The organism is Streptomyces albus subsp. chlorinus, from assembly GCF_013302895.1.
In the GTDB taxonomy this organism is placed as follows: Bacteria; Actinomycetota; Actinomycetes; order Streptomycetales; family Streptomycetaceae; genus Streptomyces; species Streptomyces chlorinus.
In genome coordinates, this window is record NZ_VJOK01000001.1 from 457923 (window position 1) to 476940 (window position 19018).

Sequence of the window (19018 nt, forward strand, 5' to 3'; positions counted from 1 at the left end):
CCTCGCGGGTGGCCCGCTTGTCCCGGCAGGCCAGCGCGGCGTGCGGCGGGGTGCCGGGCAGGCCGAGCAGCGCGGCCAGTTCGGCCGTCTGCACCACCCGGGTGTCGTCCCAGGTCAGCACCCCCTCGACGGGCAGTGTCCGGACCGCGCGGGCCATCGCGGCCGCGTCCGCGGTGTCCACCACGGTGTGCCCGGACAGATACGGCGTCTCCCAGGTGGGCTCGCGGTCCGCCAGCAGGTGGACGCGGTACTCCCCGGCGACCGGGCGCAGCAGGTACTCGCGGTAGACCTGGGATCCCGCGCCCACCAGCAGCAGCGTCATGCGGGCACCTCCGGCCCGGCCAGCACCGGGGCGAGTTGCCGCACGGTGCGGTGGAGGTAGAGCTGCGGCAGCGGGAAGGCGGGCAGTCCGGCGGCCTTCAGCCCGGCGAGCAGCCGGACGCCGAGCAGGGAGTTGCCGCCCAGGGAGAAGAAGTCGTCGTCCAGCCCGACCCGGAACCCGAAGACCTTCTCCCACACGGCGCGCAGCCGCGACTCGACGTCGTCCCCGGCCGGTTCCCCCTCCTCGCCGGCGTCGGAGGGGCCCGTCAGCGGGAGCGGCAGGCGGCCGGTGTCCACCTTGCCGTTGGGGGTCAGCGGCAGCGCGGGCAGGACCGTCACGGTGGCGGGCACCATGTGTTCGGGCAGGAAGCGCGCGGCGTGCCGCCGTACGCGCGCGGTGCCGTCCTCCCCGCCGTCGGTGCCGTCGGTGCCGTGGGGCGGGTGCGCGGCGGCGGTGCCGAAGACCACATAGGCGTCCAGCCTGGCTGCGGCGGTGTCGCCGTCCTGGCCCTGGCGCAGGACCACGGCCGCGGCGGTGACGCCGGGGGCCTCCAGCAGCCGGGCGCGGATCTCGTCCAGTTCGATGCGGAACCCCCGGAGCTTGACCTGGTTGTCCAGGCGTCCCAGGTGCTCCAGCCGGCCGTCGGGCAGCAGCCTGCCCCGGTCGCCGCTGCGGTACATCGGACCGCGGACGTGGGGGTCGGGCAGGAACCGCTGCGCGGTCAGCTCCGGCCGGTTGAGGTAGCTGCCCGCCACACCCGCCCCGCCGACGTGGATCTCGCCCGCCACACCGGGCGGCAGCGGGCGGCCCTCCGGGTCGAGGACGTACACGTGCCAGCCGGGCAGCGGGCGGCCCACCGACCGCGATCCGGTCAGCGCCTCGCTGCGGGTGACGGTCTGCGCGGTGACGTGCACCGTGGTCTCCGTGATGCCGAACATGTTGACCAGGCGGCACTCACGCTCGGGGTGGCGGTCCAGCCAGAACCGCAACGGGCGGGTGTCCAGCGGCTCGCCGCCGAAGACGACCAGCCGCACCGCCCCGTCGAGACCGCGCTCCCGGTCCCGGGCCATCAGCTGCGCGAAGGCGCTGGGGGTCTGGCTGAGTACCGTGACCCGCTCGCTCTCCAGCAGGCCGGCGAACCGCGCGGGGTCGCGGGAGGCCCAATAGGGCACGACCACCAGCCGTCCGCCGGTCATCAGGCAGCCCCAGATCTCCCAGACGGAGAAGTCGAACGCGCTGGAGTGGAAGAGGGTCCACACATCCCGCTCGCCGAGGCCGAAGTCGTCCTCGGTGGCGGCCAGCAGGGCGGCGACGTTGCGGTGCGGCACCACGACGCCCTTGGGGCGGCCGGTCGAGCCGGAGGTGTAGATGACGTAGGCCGCGTCGTCGGCCGACAGCCCGGCCGGGGCGGGCCCGGGGGACGCGGCGGGGCGGTCGAGCGCGGCCGGGCTCACCAGCCGCAGCCCCTCGCGCTCCGGGAACTGAGCGGCCTCGGTGACGACGAGGAACACACCGGCGTCCTCGGTGGTGTAGGCCAGCCGCTCGGCCGGGTAGGCGGGGTCCATCGGCACGTAGGCCGCCCCGGTCCTGAGCACCGCCAGCAGCGTCACCACGAGATCCGCCGACCGGTCCAGGCACACGCCCACCCGGTCGCCGGGCGCCACCCCCAACTCGCGCAGGCGGGCGGCGAACCGGCCGGCGCGCTCCTCCAGTTGCCGGTAGGTGAGCCGCTGGTCCCCGAAGGTGAGGGCGAGCGCGTCCGGTGCGGCGGCGGCGCGGCGGCCGACGGTCTCCTCGATCCGCTCGCCGGGCACCTCCCGCCGGCGCCCCAGCCCGCCGAGCCGGGCCAGTGCCGACCGCTGCTCCTCGTCGAAGAGCGGCAGTTCCCCCACCGGGGTGGCCGGGTCGGCGGTCAGCAGCGCCCGGTGGGCGGTCGCCAGCATGCCGGTGAACCACTCGGCCGCCGCGTCCGCGAAGGCCGCGTGCCGATAGGCGCACCGGCCCTCCAGCACGGTGGAGCCGTCGTCGGCGATGTGCAGCGACAGCGCGTGCGGCGGGGCCAGGAACGGGCGGACGGCGAAGGGTTCGGCCTTCACCCCGTCGCCGGTGAGGGCGTCGGCGGCCCGGGTGGTCAGCAGTCCGACGACGGGGCTGAGGCCCTCGGCGGGCCGGGCCCCGGCGACCTGCTCCAGATACGCGGCCACGCTCTGCGTTCCCTCGGCTGAGAACGCCACGACCGTCCCGGCGTCCAGGCCGATCACCACCTCGGCCCGTCCCGTGCAGCGGGCGAGGACCAGTCCCAGGGCCGCCCGCAGGGTGGCCTCGGCCGGGGCCTGTCCGCCGGACGCCACCCGGAAGCGGTGCGCGCCCACGGTGCCGGCGCCGTCGGTGCCCAGCCCCCAGTCGGGTGCCGGGACGCGGTCGAGGTCGTCGAGCGCCGCCCGCAGCCGCTCCTGACGCGCGGTACTCTCCTCCGGGCTCGCGGCGCTTCGCCCGGCCCGTCCGCCGGACGCCGCCCCGGTGGCGCCTTCTGGCCCGGACGGCTGTTCGCCCAGCAACCGGCGTACCAGTTCACAGGGTTCCGGCAGGACCGCCCGGTGGGCGACCACGACCAGGTCCCGCAGCCCGTCCGCGTACCGCAGCAGGACGGCCCGCAGCCCCGGCCCGGTACGCGGGTCGGCCGGGCGGGACAGCTCGCTCTCCCGCCGGGCCACCGCACGCGGACCGTCCGCAGCCTCGTCGATGTGCTCCACCCAGAGCCGGGCGCCGCCGCCGTACGCGTCGAGCCGGGCCCGCAACTGTTCGGTGCCGGCGCCCTGGTGCAGGCGCACGGCCAGCGCCTGGCACAGTCGGCCGGTGTCGTTCATCCTCGTCCCCTCCCCCTTCTCCCCGTTCTCCCCGCGCTCCCTGCCGTCCCCGCTGCCGGCCCCGTGCGCCGGTGGCGTGCCGCCGCCGCTCACCGGCTGGTGAACCCGCCGTCGACGGTGACCGTGGAGCCGGTCACCTGGCGGGACGCGTCGGAGCCCAGCCACACCGCGGCGCCCGCCACGTCCTCGGGCTCGATGAGCCGGTTCATCGGCTGCGCGGACACGAACGTCTCCTCGTGCTCGGCCACCGGGACGTCGAGGGAGCGGGCGATCTCGCTGAGCATCCGGCCCTCGGCCCGCTCGTCGTCCCGGACGGAGCCGGGGCACAGCGCGTTGACCCGCACCCCGAACGGGGCCAGGTCCAGCGCGGCAGACTTGGTCAGCCCGACCAGCGCGTGCTTGGCCGTCACATATCCGGCGAAGTGCCGGTAGCCGACCAGCCCCGCGGTGGAGGAGACATTGATGACGCTGCCCGCGCGCTGCCGGGTCATCGCCGCGCCGGCCGCGCGGAGCATCCGCCAGGCGCCCGAGACGTCGACGTCCAGCATCAGGTCCCATTCCTCGGGCGTGATGTCGTGCACGGTCTTGCCGGACGGCGCCGCGATGCCCGCGTTGTTGATCAGCACGTCGATGCGGCCGAACCGGTCCAGGGCCCCCGCGACGACGGAGCGTACGGCGTCCAGATCGCGTACGTCCGCCTCGGCGGTGGTCACCACCGCGGTGTCCGCCCCCGCCTCCTGGCACAGGTGCGCGGTGTGGGCCAGCTGGCCGGCCGTGCCCAGCGGGTAGGGGACGCCCGGCAGGTCGCGGGCGATGTCGGTGAGCATGAGGTCCGCCCCGGCGCGGGCGTACGCCAGTGCGCACGCCCGGCCTATGCCACGGGCCGACCCCGTGATGACGGCGGCCTTGCCCGCGAGCGGCGCCGCGGTGAGCACTCCGGTCATCTGCCCGCCCCCTGACCGGCCGTCTCCTCTTCCAGGAGCCGCATCAGCCCGGCCGGGTCGTCCACCAGGTACATGTGGCCGCCGGGGAGTTCCGCCTGCCGGCAGCCGCCGGTGGTGGCGGTCTCCCACTCGGCCGCCTGGGCGCGGGAGACCAGTTCGTCGTCCTGGCCGCGTACGGAGACGACGGGGACGGACAGCGGCTTGTCGGAGGGCGCCCGGTAGTTCTCGTGCATCTCCACGTCGGCCCGCAGCGGAGGCAGCAGCATCTCGCGCAGCTCCGGGTGTTCGAGGGCGGGGTGGCTGTACCCGGCGAACTCCCGCACCTGGCGCAGGAACTCCTCGTCGGTCAGGCCGGTGGCGCGCCTCTCGCGCTGCGTCCAGGGTCCGGGCGAGCCGCTGACCACGAGGGTGACCAGCTCGGGCCGGCCCAGCCCGGCGATCCGGTGGGCCGTCTCGTAGGCCAGCACGGCGCCGAGGCTGTGGCCGAAGAGCGCCACCCTGGGGTACCCGGCCACCAGGTCGAGGACCTCGGGCAGCAGGCTGTCCACCGCGGCCGTCACCTCGGTGTGCAGCGGCTCGCCGAACCGCTCCTCGCGGCCCGGCAGCTGGACGGGGGTGATCCGTACGGCGTCGCTGCCGTACTCCTGGCAGCGGCGGTACACGGAGGCCCCGGCACCGGCGAACGGGAAGCAGAGCACGGGAATCCGCATGTCAGTCCTCCAACTCGGCGGCGGACGCCCACGCCCGCTCGATCAGTTCCGCGGTCGCGGCCGGATTGCCGCGCACGAAGTAGTGGCCGCCCGAGGCGAGCCGGTGGAAGCGGACGGTGCCGGCCACCCGTTCCCAGCAGCGATACGCGTCGGCGGCGTGGGTGAGCCCCTTGTCGTCGTCCGCGACGACGACGGTGAAGGGCGCCTCGATCCGCCACCCGGGATCCTGCTCGGTCAGGGCGACGAAGTACCGGTAGCCGCCGCACACGTCGTGCCGGAACAGGTCGCCGGTGAACGAGGTGTAGCGCTCGTCGAGGCCGTCCAGCTCGGAGTAGCCGGTCTCCTCGACCATGTAGGAGATGATCTGCTCGTCGGTCCAGCTCTCGATCATCCCGATCGACTCGCGCATGTCCGGGGCCGGCGGCAGCAGCTTGGAGCCGATGAAGACCGCCCGCAGGTCGAAGCCGCGCTCCTCCAGCACCCGGGCCAGCTCGACGGTGACGGCGGCGCCGCCGCAGTGGCCCCACAGGATCAGCGGCAGGTCGGCCTTCCGCTCGATCTCGGCGACCACCCGCTCGGCGGTCTCCGGCACGTCGGTGAACCGGCCCGGGCGGCTGGGGTTGTGCCCCGGCGGCTCCAGTCCGTAGACCACCAGGTCCCCGGTGCGCTTCTCGACGGCCTCGGCCAGCGGTTTGAAGTTGACCGGGTGCCCGCACGGATACGGCACGCAGAGGACGGCCGCCCGCGCGTCGCGGCCGGTGGAGGTCAGCAGGTGCAGCAGTTCCTCGTCCTCCTCCCCGCGGCCGTCGGCCAGGGCGGCCAGTTCGCCCAGCCGCGGGATGCGGGTGAGGTCGGTGAGGGTGACCAGTCCGTCCAGTTCGAGCACGACGCGCAGCGCCGAGAGCGAGTTGCCGCCCAGCGCGAAGAAGTCGTCGCCGTCACCGATCTCCTCCGCCGTCAGCCCCAGGATCTGCTGCCAGACCGCGCGGATCCGCTCCACCGTGGCCCGGGAGGCGGTGCCCTCGGGACGCGGCGCGTCAGCGGTCCGCTCGCTCCCCGGCGCGGTGCCCAGCAGCGCGAGGTCCGCCTCGTCCAGCAGTTGGTGGGCCTCGTGGGGGGCGTCGGGCTCGCTCGCCATCAGCTCCAGCACCCGCACGAAGTAGCCGCCGATCCGGTCGATCTGCGCCTCGTCGTACAGCTGTGTGTGGTAGTGCAGGCACAGCTGCACCTCGTCGTCCGCGAAGTGCCGGGAGAACTCGGTGCGGAAGGGGAACTCCGTCTCGGAGTCCACCCGCATCTGGAGCATGGAGAACTCGGGCAGCTCGCGCAGGTTCTTCAGCAGGTAGAAGTGCGTGAAGTTGAACGTGGTGGAGAACAGCTGCCGCTGGGTGGCCAGGTCCTGCTTCATCCGCGCCATCGGGTAGCGCCGGTGCGGCAGCAGCTCCAGCTCGGCCTGGTAGACCCGGCGCACCAGGTCGGCCCAGCTGCCCCCGGCCACCTCGATCTGGAACGGCACCGTGTTCAGGTGCAGTCCCAGCGTCGTCTCCGCGCCGGGAAGTTCGGGCCGGCCGCTGTGCTCGTAGCCGGTCATCACGACGGACTGCCCACTCACCAGGCCGAGCACCTTCATGTGCGCGGCCAGCAGCACGTCCTTGAACGGCACCGACAGGGCGTCCGCGGTGGCCTCGACGCGCTGGGTGAGGCCCTTCGGCAGCGGTACGTCCCGCAGGACGACGCGGAAGTCGTCGCTGGGCTCCGCGTCCGGCTTCGGCGGTACGCCGGCCGGGTGCGGGTCGGCCATGACCGTGCGCCAGAACTCCTTGGACCGGGCGGAGCGCAGCGCCTCGGCCTCCAGGCCGACGAAGTTGCGCAGATGGTTGTCGACGGCGGGCCTGACCGTGTCCCGGCCCTCCCGCACCTGGTGGTACAGCTCGAACAGCTGGGTGTGCAGCAGCGAGATGGACCAGCCGTCCAGCGCCGAGTTGTGCTGGCTGACGGTGTACCGGTACAGCTCGTCGCCGAGGATCTGCACGTGCAGGGTGACCAGGCCGCCCTCCTCCCACACGAAGCGGCGGGCCTTCTCCGCGGCCAGCCACTCCTCGTGCCAGGCCGCCTGCCCGTCCTCGTCCAGGTGCCGCAGGTCGGTGACGGTCAGCGGGGGCGGCACCTGGCGGTGCACGATCTGGAGGAACTCGCTGTAGCCGGTCAGGTGGTAGGTGGTGCGCAGGATCGGGTGCCGCAGCGTCAGCAGCCTCACGGCCTCGGTGAAGGCCGCCTCGTCGAAGGCGCCGGTGACCGTGTAGCTGAGGACGTCGTGGTACTGGCCCAGGCCGCCGGTGATCTCCGTCTGGAAGATCAGTCCCGCCTGGAGCATGGACAGCGGATAGGCGTCCTCGGCGTCGTCGGGAAGCAGGGCCCGGTCCTCGTCGGACACCAGCTCGAAGGGCCGGAAGGCGCCGCGGGCCGCCACGTCCTCCGCGGCCTCCTCCCCGCCTGCCGCCCCCTCCATGGACGCCACCAGCTGGGCGATGGTCTGGTGCCGGAACAGCTGCTGGAAGGTGAAGTCCAGCCCTGCCTCCCGGGCCTTGGCCAGGACGGAGACGAAGTGGATGGAGTTGCCGCCCAGCGCGAAGAAGTTGTCCTTCACCCCCACCCGCTCGCGGCCCAGCACCTGGCACCAGATGCCGGCCAGCGTCTCCTCGCGCGGGGTGCGCGGCGGCACATGTCCGGGGGCCCGTCGGCGCAGGGCCTCGGGACGGCGCAGGGCCGCCCGGTCCAGCTTGCCGTTGGGGGTCAGCGGCAGCTCGTCCACGGCGATGAGACGGCCGGGCACCATGTAACCGGGCAGGGCCGCCGCCAGGTGCTCCTTGAGTTCCGCCTCGCCGGCCTCGCCGGTCAGCACCGCGAAGCCGCGCAGGGAGGTCTGCCACCCGTCGTCCACGGCGACGACGGCCGCGTCCCGCACCCGTGGGTGGGCGCGCAGCCGCTCCTCGATCTCGCCGGGTTCGACGCGGAAGCCGCGCACCTTCACCTGCTCGTCGACGCGGCCGAGGTACTCCAGGGCGCCGTCGGGCAGCCGGCGCGCCAGGTCGCCGGTGCGGTAGAGCCGCTCCTCGCCGGTCGCGGCCCGCACCGCCTCGCCGGTGACGAAGCGCTCCCCGGTCAGCTCGGGCCGCCCCAGGTAGCCGCGGGCCACGCCGACACCGGCGATGTGCAGTTCGCCGGGGACGCCGACGGGCGCCTGCCGCCCCTCGCCGTCGAGCACGTACAGCCGGATGTTGTCGATGGGCAGTCCGATGGGCAGCCGGGCCCGGTCACCGAGCCCCTCGACGGGCTGGTGGGTGACATCGACCGTCGCCTCGGTGGGCCCGTACAAGTTGACCAGCCGGGCGTGCGGGACGAGCCGCGCGAAGCCGTCGGCGTGCGCGGGCGCGAGGGCCTCGCCGCTGGTGAAGACCTGCCGCAGCGCTCGCGTGGCCTCCCCGCCGCCGAACCTGTCGAGGTGGCCGAGGAACATGCCCAGCATGGAGGGTACGAAGTGCAGCGTGGTCACCCGGTGCCGGTCGAGGGCCGCGAGCAGCGCGGCCGGGTCCTTCTCCGTGCCCGGTGCGGGCAGTGCCAGCGCCGCGCCGCCCAGGGACCACCAGAACAGCTCCCACACGGAGACGTCGAAGGAGATGGAGGTCTTCTGCAGGATGACGTCCCGCGCGTCGAGCGGGTAGGCCCGCTGCATCCACTGCAGCCGGTTGACGGCGCCGCGGTGCTCGACCAGGACGCCCTTGGGCCGTCCCGTCGACCCGGAGGTGTAGATGACGTAGGCGACGTCCCCCGCGCCCGCCGTCTCGTCCACCGGGCCCGCGCGGTCCGCGTACGAACCCGGGTCGTCCAGGTCGAGGGCCGGGGTCGCGCCCACCAGCGCGCCGAACCGGGCCTGGTGCAGGGCCAGCGTGGCGGCGCTGTCGGTCAGCAGGTGGTCGATGCGGGCCTGCGGGTACGACGGGTCGACGGGCAGGTAGGCGGCGCCGGCCTTCAGCACGGCCAGGAGGGCCGTCATCATCTGCGGACAGCGCTCGGTGACCAGCGCGACGATCGAGCCGGGGCCGACGCCGCGTTCCCTGAGGGTGTGGGCGAGCCGGTCGGCACGGGCGTCCAGCTCGCCGTAGGTGACGGTGCCCTCGTCGGTCAGCAGCGCCGGGGCGTCGGGGGTGCGGGCCGCCTGGGCGGTGAACAGGCCGTGCAGGGTGGCGTTCTCGTCGAAGGGGCGCGCGGTGTCGTTGGCCGCGCGGACGGTCCGCTCGTCCTCCGCGCTCCACAGGCCGACGGTGGCCGGCTGCCGGTCGGGCTCCTCGGTGGCTGACTCCAGCAGGCGCCGGAAGTGGGCGCCGAGGTGGCGCACGGAGGTCCCGGCGAAGCGGTGCGCGTCGTAGGTGAAAGCGACCGTCAGCTCCTCCCCGGTCCGGGAGGCGGTGAGCATCACACCGGGTGCGGTGAAGCCGGTGCCGTGGTGGCCGTCGAGTGCCAGCCCGGTGTCGAGGGCGCCGGTCACGCCCAGTTCGGCGGCGAGCGCCGCCACGTCGCAGTCCTGGTTCCGCTCCGCGTCCCGGATCCCGGCGCCGACCCGGACCAGCAGCTCGCGCAGGGAGCCGCTCAGGTCCACGGTGACCGGAAGGGGACCGTCGGCGAACGGCGGCCCGGCGTTCCGCTTCGGCACACAGACGGTCACCTCCTGCCGGCCCGTGCACCGGCCCAGCAGTGCGGCCAGCGCGGAGGTGAGGAGGACGGCCAGCGTCCCGGGGCGGCCCCGGCTGATCCGGTCGAGCCGTTCGGTGAGGTCCGCGCCGAGCGGCTCGGCGTGGGTGCCGCGCCGGGTCGGTGCCGGGCCGGTGCCGTCGCGGCCGGCGGGTGGACGGAAGTCGGGCAGGAACCCGGACGTCTCCGCGAGCGAGGCCAGCTGGGATCGCCAGTACGCGGCCTGCGGTGACGGTGCGGAGCGTGCTGCCTCGGAGTCGAGCAGTTGCATGGATGTCTCCTGCACAGTGCGGTGAGAGGTCGAGCGGTGCGTGGAGCGACGCCGGGACGGGCCGCGCGCGGCCTCGGCCGTGCGGGCCTCCCGGTCGGGATCGCGGCCACCGCCCGCGTTCCTCCTGGTGGGAGGGGGCGCGGGCCGGGGACGGCGGGGTCAGAGGTCGAAGTCGAAGTCGAAGCCGTCGTCAGGTTCCGGTGCGGCTCCCGGCCCGGTGGCAGGTCGCGGCAGGGACCGGGCGAGGCCGGGCAGCAGGGCGCCGAGTGGGGCCGAGGGGTCGGCGCACAGCGCGTCGAGCAGGGCGGTGAAGGTGCCGAGCCATCCCTCGACGGTCTCCCGGCGCAGCAGCCCGGAGGCGTACTGCCAGGCGAGCCGGAGGGTGCCGGCGTGCTCGTGGATCTGGAGGTTGAGGTCGAAGACGGCCTGCCCGGTCTGTTCCAGGCGCAGCGGCACCCTGGCGCCCTGGAAGTCGACGGACAGGTACCGCCCGCTGTGCAGCGCGATGAGCGCGTCGAACACGGGGGTGCGGCTGTAGTCCCTGACCGGGGCGGCCAGCGCCACCAGGTCTTCGAACGGGAAGTCCTGGTGCGCGAAGGCACCCTCGGCCGCCTCGGCGGTACGGCGCAGGAAGGTGCCGTAGTCCAGGGCGGGTTCGACCGCCGAGCGCAGGCAGACCGTGTTGGCGCACATGCCCACCGTGCCCTCCAGCCCCGGCACCGTGCGGCCGGAGACGGGCACGCCCACGGTCACGTCACCGCTGCCCTTGAGCGCGGCGAGCAGCAGGCTGTAGGCGGAGGACAGGACGGCGAAGAGGGTCGCGCCGTGCCCGCGGGCCGCCTCGCGCAGCCGCGCGGTCCTCGCCTGCCCCAGGTCACGGGTGACCACGGCGCCGTCGAGCGCGCGCAGCGGCGGGCGGGGCGCGTCGGTGGGCAGGTCGGCCGGGTCGGGCGGGGTGGCGAACACCTGCTCCCAGTAGGGGCGTTGGGCCTCCCTCAGGGCGGCGCCCCGCTCCCCCGCCAGCCAGTGGGCGTAGTCGCGGTACTGGAGCGGCGGCGGTCCCGGCTCCGCACCGGCGTACAGTGCCGCGAGGTCGGCGAAGAGCGGCGCCAGCGAGTAGCCGTCGACCACGATGTGGTGCAGGTCGAGGCGGAGCGTGACCCGCGCGGCCGTGCGGTGGATCTCCGCCCGCCACAGGGGTGCCTCCGCCAGGTCGAAGGGGCGCACGAAGTCCCGCAGCGGCCCGGGCGGTCTGTCGTCGATGCGCACCGGTACCCGCACGGCGGGCTCGACGCGCTGCCGGATCTCCCCGTCCTCGGCGACGAAGCGGGTGCGCAGCGCGTCGTGCCGTGCGGCGAGCCGCTGGAGTGCGGCGGCGAGCCGCCCCGGCTCGGTGCCGGCGGGCAGGTCGAGGGTGACGGGCACGTTGTAGTGCACCGCGCCCTCGTCCTTCAGCTGCTCGAAGTAGAGCTGCCGCTGCTGCGGTGTGAGCGGGTGGGTGGGCTGCCGTGGTGCCGGGGGGATGCCGGTTCGCTGATGCCGCGGGGCGGTACGCAGCCGTGCGGCGAGCCGGGCGAGGGTGCCCTCGGCCAGTACCGCGCTGACGGGGCACGCGCGCTCCAGCCGCCGCCGCACCCCCGCGGCCAGCAGTGTCGCGGTGAGCGAGTCCGCGCCCAGGTCCCGCAGATCGTGGGCGGTGCCGACGCCGGTGATGCCCAGGGCGTCCTGCGCCAGTTCCACCAGGATCCGCTCGAACGCGTCGCGGGGCGGCACATAGGAGGCCGACTCCAGCAGGTGCGCGCCGTCGGGGTCGGGCAGCAGGGAGCGTTCCACCTTCCCGTTGTGGTTGAGCGGCAGTCCGGCCAGCGGCACCAGGAAGGCGGGGACCATGTGGTCGGGCAGCGCCGAGGCGAGGGCGGCCCGCAGCTCTTCCGGCGCGGGCGCGGCCGGTGCGGGAGTGTCCGTGCCGCTGCCCGTACGGTGGTCCGGCCGCGCCGTGTAGTAGCCGCACAGGTACGTGTCGGTGCGGCTGGGGCGGGAGCGGGCCACGACGACGGCCTCGGCGACGCCGGGGTGGCCGGTCATGGCTTTCTCGATCTCCGCCGGTTCGATCCTGAAGCCGCGCACCTTCACCTGGTGGTCGCGCCGGCCCAGGAACTCCAGCACCCCGTCGGGCCGCCAGCGTGCCAGGTCGCCGCTGCGGTAGAGCCGCGGGCCGCCGGCCGCCGCGTCCTGGCCCTCCCTGTCCCGGCCCGGCTCGTCCTCGTCCGTCTCGTCCTGGCCCGCCTCGCGGTCCGCGAACGGGTCGGGCACGAAGCGTTCCGCGGTCAGCCCGGGGCGCCCCAGGTAGCCGCGGGCGACACCGGCTCCGCCCAGGTACAGCTCGCCGGGCACGCCGACCGGGCAGGGGCGGCCGTCCTCGTCCAGTACGTAGGCGGTCGAGTTGGCGATGGGCCGGCCGATCGGGATGCGCTCCAGGTCGGCGCGGCCGATGCGGTGGGTGACCGAGAAGGTGGTGTTCTCGGTGGGGCCGTAGCCGTTCACGAGTGCCAGCCGCGGGCAGGCGTCCATCGCCTTGGCCACGTGCACGGGAGACAGGACGTCACCGCCGACGACGAGTTCGCGCAGCGGGGCGAAGGCGGCCGGGTCCTGTTCCACCAGCTGGTTGAAGAGCGGGGAGGTCAGCCACAGCGTGGTGACGCCGTGCTCCGCCAGCTCCCGGCCGAGCGCGTGGGCGTCCAGCACCGTGTCGCTGTCGGTCAGGTGTACCCGTCCGCCGTTCAGCAGCGGGCCCCACAGTTCGAAGGTGCTGGCGTCGAAGGCGATCGAACCGGTCGGCATGACGGCCATGTCCGGGCCGAAGCGCACATAGGAGGCGCCGCACACCAGCCGCACCACGTTGCCGTGCGTCACCTCCACGCCCTTGGGGGTGCCGGTGGTGCCGGAGGTGTAGCAGACGTAGGCGAGGTCGCCGGGTGTGCCCGGCGTGCCCGGAGGCGCCGAGGGCGTCTCCCCCGTGGCGTCCATGGCGTCGAGCACCGTTCCAAGGAAGGCGAAGTCCAACGCCGTGCCGGCCGGTGCGACCAGGAGCGAGACGCCGGAGTCGGCGAGCAGCCACTCGGTGCGCTCGGCCGGGTGGTCCGGTTCCAGGGCGAGATAGGCGCAGCCCGCCTTGAGGATGCCCAGCGCCCCGACGAGCAGGCCCGGGGTCCGTCCGGTGCGCAGCCCGATCCGGTCGCCGGGCCGCGCCCCGGACGCCCGCAGCGCCGCTGCCAGCCGGTCGCTCCGCTCGTCGAGTTCGGCGTAGGTCAGCGTCGTCCCCCGCCAGGTGACCGCCGGCGCGGACGGGGCGCGGCGGGCCTGCCGTACGAAGAGCTGGTGCACGGTGGCCGAGGCGGGGCGGGGCCGCGCCGTGTCGTTGAACCCGCGCAGCACCAGTTCGCGTTCACCGGCCTCCAGCAGCTCGGCCTGACGCACCGGGGCGTCCGGATGACCCGTCAGGAAGGCGGCGGCCAGCCGGAGGTGACGCCCCAGCCGTTCGGCCGTCTCCCTGGTGAACAGCGCGGCGCGCCAGCCCAGCAGCAAAGCCTCGCCGTCCCTGGTCAGGACGATGTCCCAGCCGCCGTCCTCGGGGACCGGCCGGTCGGTGACCAGCACGCCCCTGCCCGTCGGTGTGCCGTGGGGCATCGCGGCGCCGGTCCGGGCGAGCAGCGCGGCCGACGGCTCCCCGGGCACCACGGTGAGGGCGAGGGCACCGGTTCCGCCGTCGGTCAGGTCCGCGTCGACCAGCATCCGGCGCTGCCCGGTCCAGCGGTGCAGGACCAGGGCGAGGGCGGCGAGGGAGGCGGGCCCGGCCGCGCCGGGCAGCCGCAGCCGGCCGAGGGGTCCGGCCCCGCCCCCGCCGGTGCGGGAGCGGTCCGTGACCAGGAGGACCGCCTCGGCGTCGTCCCCGGACCGGCCCGGGGACGAGGGAGGGGTCTCAGGAGGTGGCGGGAACGGTCTCGGCATCGGGGTCGGGGCCCCGCTCGGCGCGCTGGTCATCGGCTGCTGTCACCCCCAGTCTGAAGGGAGTACGGCGGAAGAGGACGACGGTGAGCAGGCCGGGCGCGGTGGCCAGGGCCGCGACGCCGAAGATGAGGGCGTGGTAGTCGCTGCCGCTCAGCAGCATGCCGCCGAGCGCGGAACCGGCGGGCAGCGCACCGGCCATGACGGTGCGCATCAGGGTCATGGCCCGGCCGCGCATCTCGTCGGGCACCCGCGTCATCCGCACCACACCGCCGAGCACCGTCATGGGCGCGGAGAGGACGCCGTTCAGCGCGAGACCGAGGAGGATCCACGGCAGCGCGGTGGGGATGAGGAGGAACAGCACCGCGCCGGAGAGGAGTTGCAGCACGCCGATGCGCAGCATCTGCTTCTCCGAGGTCTCCACGGCCCCGGACACCAGCGAGCCGATCAGCTCGCCCGCCGCCATCACCGCGAGCATCAGGCCCAGCACCCCGGGCCCGCTGTGGAACTCGTACCTGGCGAGCCAGGGGATCGCCACCACCAGGGCCCCGGCCGAGACGTTGAAGGCGCCGAAGGAGAGCGTGAGCACCAGCAGGAAGCGGTCGCGCACGATGAGCAGGAACACCGGTGCCCAGCCGGGCTTGCCGGCCTCGGCGGCGCCGTCGCCGGACGGCTCGGGCCGCGCCAGGGGAGCCTTGATGCGGCTGATGAGGAGGGCGAACAGCAGATAGGTCGCGGCGTCGAGCAGCAGCACGTTGGGGGCGCCGAACGCTGTGATGAGCCCCGCGCCGATGGCCGGTCCGAGGACGTTGGCGGCCCCCATCGCGGTGGCCTCCAGTCCGGAGGCGGCCTGCAGCTTGTCCGCCGGCACCAGTTCGGGCAGGACGGCGGGGGTGCCCGCCAGCGGAATGATCTTCAGCAGCCCGTAGACCAGGGCCACCGCGTACAGGTGCCAGACGGCGAGCGCGCCGCTGACGGCCAGCAGCGGGATGAGCGCGACGACCGCACCGCGGAAGACCGAGTCGTAGATGAACAGTTTGCGCCGGGAGAACCGGTCGAGCAGCGGGCCGACGACCGCACCGCCGACGATCACCGGCAGCGTGAGACAGACCCCCAGGACGCCGAGCCCGGCGGCGCCCGCCTTGCCGAGTGTGATCCAGGCGAGGGCGGCGTACGTCGCGCCGTCTCCGAGGAGGTTGAGCACCAGGGCGGACCACAGGAGACGGTAGTCCCCTATGCGTAAAAGATTCAGGTAAGCTTTCACATTCACACCGCTCGGTAGACCGAAAAGGGCAGCAGAATCAGGCGGGACGACGTGGTGTGCACACCGGACCGTGTTCCCTATGCGAAAGAAAGACGCCGGAGCGGACCGGTCGCGCAAGGTGTGTGCGAGCGCAACGGTCCGTCGTTTCCACGGCGCCAAGGTGAATGAATTCTCGTACCGACTGTTCCCCGGTCCTTCAGGACGCGGTCATCCCCCGTTGATGTCCCCCAAAGTGCCCCCGTGTTGACGCGCCCACCGAAGCGGGGCGCTTTTGCGACGCCTGTTCTAGCAGGTTACCCACGGGCGGTCAATCATGATCTTGCAGCGGAAAATGACCTGTTCCGGACTTGTAGCCACATGATTGACACGAAGCCGCAGACAGGAGCGAGGGGCGAGGGAGGGGGCGGGACACGGAAGCTGACACTCCGGCCGCCCTCAACAGAGCGGAATCCGCCACTTCGCAGCGCGGCGCCCGACCGCGTCCCCGGACACGGCGCGGCCGGACGCCCGGACCCTCTCCGGAGAGCCGGCACACCGACCGCCCAGACCTGCGACACCGCCTCCCGGCCGGCACCTCGACGGGCGGCCCCGAATTCCGCACGGGCATGGCACCGCCCCTTGTGACGCCGATTTTCCCCGGGAAAGGAGAGGGGAAATCCCGCCGAGCGGCCCATTCCCTCCGCCACGCACGCGGCGAGTCCGTTCCGGAACCACAGGTGGACGAGTCGGTTTGCGGAACCGAATACGAAGCAGAGTGTTTACCTCTCCCTTTCCATGCCGCTTCCGACCGGATCGGCGGCATCTCTTCCGTCTTCCTCCCGCCGGCGCGGACAAAAACGGCTGCGGCATTGTCCCGCATCAGCGCGCGCCACGATCCCGGGCCTGAAGCAGCCGTATTCCGGAACCCGGCTCAACCTTTGACCAAGGGTGCACGCTGCGGTGACGCGCGCCCCGATGCGCCACCACTGCACCGTCTGCGCAGGTTGTCAGTCGTCGCGACCACGCACTATCGTCGCCACGCCTTGGTGCACGGGAAATCCGGTGTGATGCCGGTGCGGCCCTCGCCACTGTGATCGGGAAGTCCGGCTCCAGCCCTCGCGGCAGCCACTGGGTGCGTACGCACCCGGGAAGGCGGAGTCCGGGCGGTACGGCCCGTCAGCCAGGAGACCGGCCAAGGCGTGTTGTCCATCCACGAGGTGCTGGAGAGGGTCTGCTCAACCATGCATATAGCCGAGGGTTTTCTCCCGCCGGCGCACGCCATCGCCTGGGGTGCCGCGTCAGCGCCGTTCGTCGTCCACGGAGTGCGTTCTCTCACCCGCGAGGTCAAGGAACACCCGGAGAGCACGCTGCTCCTCGGCGCCTCCGGGGCCTTCACCTTCGTCCTGTCGGCCCTCAAGCTGCCCTCGGTGACGGGAAGCTGCTCCCATCCCACCGGAACCGGTCTCGGTGCGATCCTCTTCCGGCCGCCGATCATGGCGGTCCTGGGTACCATCACGCTGCTCTTCCAGGCGCTGCTGCTCGCACACGGCGGGCTGACCACTCTGGGCGCCAACGTCTTCTCCATGGCCGTCGTGGGACCGTGGGCGGGCTACGGCGCCTACCGGCTGCTCGGGCGGTACTCGATGCCGCCCATGGTGCCCGTCTTCTTCGGGGCGTTCGTCGCCGACCTGTCCACGTACTGCGTCACCAGCGTCCAGCTCGCCCTGGCGTTCCCCGACCCCGGCAGCGGCTTCCTCGGGGCGCTGGGCAAGTTCGGCGGCATCTTCGCCGTCACCCAGATCCCGCTGGCCGTCAGCGAGGGGCTGCTCACCGTCCTGGTGATGCGGCTGCTGGTGCAGTCCAGCAAGGGAGAGCTGACCCGGCTCGGGGTGCTGCGGGACGACAGGCGGCCCGCCACCGCGGCCGGGACGGAGGCCGCTGCCCGATGAGCCGCAACACGAAGATCAACACCCTGCTGCTGGTGCTCGTCGCCGCGCTCGCGGTGCTGCCCTTGGCGCTCGGCCTCGGCGACGGCAAGAAGGAGCCGTTCACGGGGGCCGACGCCCAGGCGGAATCGGCGATCACCGAACTGGAACCGGACTACAAACCCTGGTTCTCCCCCCTGTACGAACCGCCCTCCGGCGAGATCGAGTCGGCGCTCTTCGCCCTGCAGGCGGCGCTCGGCGCGGGCGTCCTCGCCTACTACTTCGGACTGCGCAGGGGACGCCGGCAGGGCGAGCGGCGCGCACGGGCCCGCCTCGCCGGCGCGTCCGCCGAAACCGGCGCCGGCGCAGGCACCCCCAGCGGGACCGTGGCCGAAGCCCTGGACCGAACCGGTTCCGGTCCCCTTCCCGGTACCGGTACCGGGAAGGGGACCGAGCCGGACGGCGGGCCGGCGGACGCCTCCCGGCCCGGGACCGGCGGGGTCTGAGCCCCGGTGCTGCCCCTCGACGCGGCGGCGCACAGCAGTCGCTGGCGCCGCCGCCATCCCGTGGACAAGGCCGTGCTCGGACTCGGTCTCACCGTCCTCGCCGTCTCCCTGCCGCCCTGGCCCGGCGCGGCACTGGTGCTGGCCGCGGCTCTGGCGATCCTGCTGGGCCCGGCGGGCGTTCCGGCCCGCAAGGTGTGGCGTGCCTACCGGATCCCGCTCGGATTCTGCGTCACCGGGGCCCTGACCCTGCTCGTACAGCTCGGCGGTCCCGAGGGGTTCGTCTCCCTCGCGGACGGCGGACCCCAGCGGGCCGGCGGTCTGCTGCTGCGCACCTCGGCCGCCTCGCTGGGTGTGCTGCTGTTCGCCTTCACCACCCCGATGTCGGACCTGCTGCCCCGCCTGACCAGGGCCGGGGTGCCGGCCGCGGTGGTGGACGTCGCCCTCGTGACGTACCGCATGACCTTCCTCCTGCTCGACTCCACCAGCCGCGTCCGGCAGGCGCAGTCCGCACGGCTCGGACACACCACCCGGGCCGCGGCCTGGCGGTCGCTCGCCGGTCTCGGCGCCACCGCCTTCGTGCGGGCCTTCGACCGGGCGAGCCGGTTGCAGGCCGGGCTCGCGGGGCGCGGTTACGACGGCACCCTGCGCGTGCTGCTGCCCGAGGCCCGCGTCTCCCGGCCGTTCCTTGCCGCGAGCAGCACGCTCCTGGCGGGTCTGGTGGCCCTCACCTTCGTCCTGGAAAGGTTTCTGCCATGAACAGCGGCAAGAGCGAGCCCCTGGTCGCTCTGCGCGGCGTCTCCTACGCGTACGAGGACGGGCCCGACGTGCTCGGCGGCCTGGACTTCGAGGTCCGCGACGGCCGCGCGGTGGCGCTCCTCGGACGCAACGGCAGCGGGAAGACGACCCTCATGCGGCTGCTCAGCGGCGGCCTGCGCCCACGCACGGGCGAGGTGAGGGTGCAGGGCCGCCCGGTGACGTACGACCGCAAGGGGCTGACCCGGCTGCGCACCACCGTCCAGCTGGTCGTCCAGGACCCGGACGACCAGCTGTTCGCGGCCTCCGTCGAGCAGGACGTCTCGTTCGGTCCGCTGAATCTTGGCCTGTCCGACGCCGAGGTCCGTGCCCGCGTCACCGAGGCGCTCGCCGCGCTCGACATCACCGCCCTGGCCGACCGCCCCACCCATCTGCTCTCCTACGGCCAGCGCAAGCGGACCGCCATCGCGGGTGCCGTCGCGATGCGTCCCCGCGTCCTGGTACTCGACGAGCCCACGGCGGGGCTCGACCCGGACGGCCAGGAGCGCCTCCTGGCCACCCTCCGGTCCCTCCAGGAGGCGGGTACGACCGTCGTCATGGCCACCCACGACGTGGATCTGGCCCTGCGGTGGGCCGACGACGCCGCGCTGCTCACCCCCGAGGGCCTGCGCACCGGCCCGGTGGCCACGGCGCTGGCCCGCCGCGACCTGCTGGCCCGCGCCG

General features: G+C 73.8%; 10 protein-coding genes, 1 pseudogene and 1 riboswitch. Of the genes and pseudogenes, 4 read left to right on the top strand and 7 right to left on the bottom strand.

Going from position 1 to position 19018, the window contains the following annotated elements:
* The 7 genes and pseudogenes from FM076_RS33285 to FM076_RS02195 all read right to left on the bottom strand — a co-directional run.
* Positions 1–322: pseudogene (locus FM076_RS33285) on the bottom strand (ATP-grasp domain-containing protein); the annotation flags it as partial.
* The gene (locus FM076_RS02170) at positions 319–3189 is read right to left on the bottom strand and encodes an amino acid adenylation domain-containing protein (protein ID WP_173868252.1); all 2871 of its coding nucleotides are present in this window, start codon (positions 3187–3189) and stop codon (positions 319–321) included. The pseudogene FM076_RS33285 and the gene FM076_RS02170, both read right to left, overlap by 4 nt.
* An 89-nt stretch (positions 3190–3278) precedes the next feature.
* Positions 3279–4133: an SDR family oxidoreductase gene (locus FM076_RS02175; protein WP_173868253.1), complete on the bottom strand. Its 855-nt coding sequence runs from the start codon at positions 4131–4133 to the stop codon at positions 3279–3281.
* Positions 4130–4843: a thioesterase II family protein gene (locus tag FM076_RS02180; protein ID WP_173868254.1), complete on the bottom strand. Its 714-nt coding sequence runs from the start codon at positions 4841–4843 to the stop codon at positions 4130–4132. Before FM076_RS02180 ends, FM076_RS02175 begins: the two co-directional genes overlap by 4 nt.
* Position 4844: 1 nt before the next feature.
* Entirely contained in the window at positions 4845–9863 is a 5019-nt protein-coding gene (locus FM076_RS02185; RefSeq protein ID WP_173868255.1) for a non-ribosomal peptide synthetase, read from the bottom strand.
* 159 nt (positions 9864–10022) lie between these two features.
* The gene (locus tag FM076_RS02190; protein WP_173868256.1) at positions 10023–13871 is read right to left on the bottom strand and encodes a non-ribosomal peptide synthetase; all 3849 of its coding nucleotides are present in this window, start codon (positions 13869–13871) and stop codon (positions 10023–10025) included.
* Complete coding sequence (locus FM076_RS02195; protein WP_345944858.1) at positions 13843–15132, bottom strand: MFS transporter; 1290 nt, start codon at positions 15130–15132, stop codon at positions 13843–13845. Before FM076_RS02195 ends, FM076_RS02190 begins: the two co-directional genes overlap by 29 nt.
* A gap of 1006 nt (positions 15133–16138) precedes the next feature.
* A riboswitch (cobalamin riboswitch) is annotated at positions 16139–16322 on the top strand.
* 30 nt (positions 16323–16352) lie between these two features.
* On the opposite strand from FM076_RS02195, the gene FM076_RS02200 reads away from it, so the two are divergent.
* The 4 genes from FM076_RS02200 to FM076_RS02215 all read left to right on the top strand — a co-directional run.
* Entirely contained in the window at positions 16353–17060 is a 708-nt protein-coding gene (locus FM076_RS02200; protein ID WP_173874456.1) for an energy-coupling factor ABC transporter permease, read from the top strand.
* On the top strand, positions 17057–17542 hold the full coding sequence (locus FM076_RS02205) for an energy-coupling factor ABC transporter substrate-binding protein (protein ID WP_173868258.1): 486 nt from the start codon (positions 17057–17059) through the stop codon (positions 17540–17542). The genes FM076_RS02200 and FM076_RS02205 overlap by 4 nt, the downstream gene beginning before the upstream one ends.
* A gap of 6 nt (positions 17543–17548) precedes the next feature.
* Entirely contained in the window at positions 17549–18298 is a 750-nt protein-coding gene (gene cbiQ / locus FM076_RS02210) for a cobalt ECF transporter T component CbiQ (protein WP_173868259.1), read from the top strand.
* Positions 18295–19018: energy-coupling factor ABC transporter ATP-binding protein (locus FM076_RS02215; protein ID WP_173868260.1), on the top strand; the 724-nt coding region annotated here is incomplete at its 3' end. The genes cbiQ and FM076_RS02215, both read left to right, overlap by 4 nt.